General features: G+C 67.3%; 1 protein-coding gene. It reads left to right on the forward strand.

What is annotated here, in order from left to right; all coding sequences use genetic code 11:
- The first annotated feature begins 99 nt into the window (after positions 1-99).
- Positions 100-1,746: an IS1182 family transposase gene (locus AB0D67_RS39085; RefSeq protein ID WP_362947496.1), complete on the forward strand. Its 1,647-nt coding sequence runs from the start codon at positions 100-102 to the stop codon at positions 1,744-1,746.
- The last annotated feature ends 27 nt before the right edge of the window (positions 1,747-1,773 follow it).

Here is a 1,773-nt window from a genome sequence, read left to right on the forward strand (position 1 = left end):
GACACTGTTGGCGAAGTAGATCAAAAAGCAGCGGCCCCATGATCACATCTGTGATCATGGGGCCGTTATCGTTGTTCCTGCTCACCGATGGAGTCGTGGGTGTCGCTGCGTTCGACTGGTGCAGACCAGATCCCGGCCGCCACTGTGGCGGTGGCCCGGGCGGCCTTCCCGAAAGGCAGCCTGGCGATTCGTATCCGGGATACCCTGGGCGTCCTTTTCCAGGACGCGGACTTCGCCGCGGCCTTCTCCACCCGCGGTCGCCCGGCACTGTCTCCTGCCCGGCTGGCGTTGGTGTCGATCCTGCAGTTCGGAGAGGGACTGTCCGATCGGCAGGCGGCCGAGGCCGTGCGAGCGCGAATCGACTGGAAGTACGCACTCGGGCTGGAGCTGACCGACGCCGGCTTCGACCACTCGGTGCTCAGCGAGTTCCGTGACCGCCTGATCGCAGGATCTCTGGAACACAACCTGCTCAACGCGATCTTGGAGCGTGCGGTAACCGCCGGACTGCTGCGAGGCGGTGGCCGCCAGCGCACCGACTCCACCCACGTGCTCGCGGCCACGCGCACGATGAACCGGCTGGAGCAAGTGCACGAAACGGTACGAGCGGCGCTCAACGCGCTGGCCGCCGCGGCCCCCGACTGGCTGCGAACCCAGGCCGAACCCGGATGGTTCGACCGCTACAAGACCCGCATCGAGGACTACCGGCTGCCTAAGAACAAGACCGATCGCATCCAGCTCGGCCACGAGATCGGCGCTGATGGGCACGGCGTGCTGCGCGCGGTCTACTCCCCGGCCGCTCCCACATGGCTGCGTGACATCCCCGCGGTGCAGACCCTGCGCCAGGTGTGGATCCAGCAGTACGTGACCATCGATGATCACCTGCGCTGGCGAACTCCCGACGAGCAGCCGCCCGGTGCGATCCGGCACATCTCGCCCTACGACGGCGACGCCCGATCCGGAACCAAGCGCGACTCGCACTGGGACGGCTACAAGGTGCACCTCACCGAGACGTGCGACACCGACGCCCCGCACCTGATCACCAGTGTGATCACCGCCGCATCTCCCGGAAGTGACTATGAGGCCACCGACCTGGTCCACCAGGCCCTGGCCACGCGCGGGCTGACGCCCGCGGTGCACCTGGCCGACAAGGGGTACATGAGCGCCCACAACCTCGCTCGCGCCGATCGCCGCGGAATCGAACTGCTGGGCCCGATGATGCCTGACAACGCCTGGCAAAGCGCCGAGGGCAACGGTTTCGCCGTCAGTGACTTCACCATCGACTGGGACAACGAGTTCATGCGGTGCCCCGAGGGCGCGACCAGCCGGTCCTGGAGAACCGAGGTCGATCAAGGCGGAACACCGGTGGTGCGGGTTCGCTTCTCGCCGCGGCACTGCGGGCCATGCCCCAGCCGTGGCCTATGCACCCGCGTGTCCAAAGGAGGCCGCCGCATCACGCTTCGCCCCCGGGAGGAACACGAGGCGCTGCTCCGGGCCCGAGACGCGCAAAAGGGTGAGGAGTGGCAGCGGCGCTACGCGCTCAGGGCCGGCGTCGAAGGCACGATCGCTCAGGCGGTCAAGGGCTTCGGCCTACGGCGGTCCCGCTATCGCGGGACCGCCAAGACGCATCTTCAGCAGGTGCTCATCGCCGCGGCGATGAACCTCACCAGGCTCGATGCCTGGCTTACCGGCGTTCCGCTGGCCCCGACCCGGACCTCCCACTTCGCGGCTCTGTGTTTGGCCGCCTGACCTGTTGATCAATTCGCCAACAGTGTC

This window comes from Streptosporangium sp. NPDC048047 (assembly GCF_040653115.1).
Lineage (GTDB): Bacteria > Actinomycetota > Actinomycetes > Streptosporangiales > Streptosporangiaceae > Streptosporangium.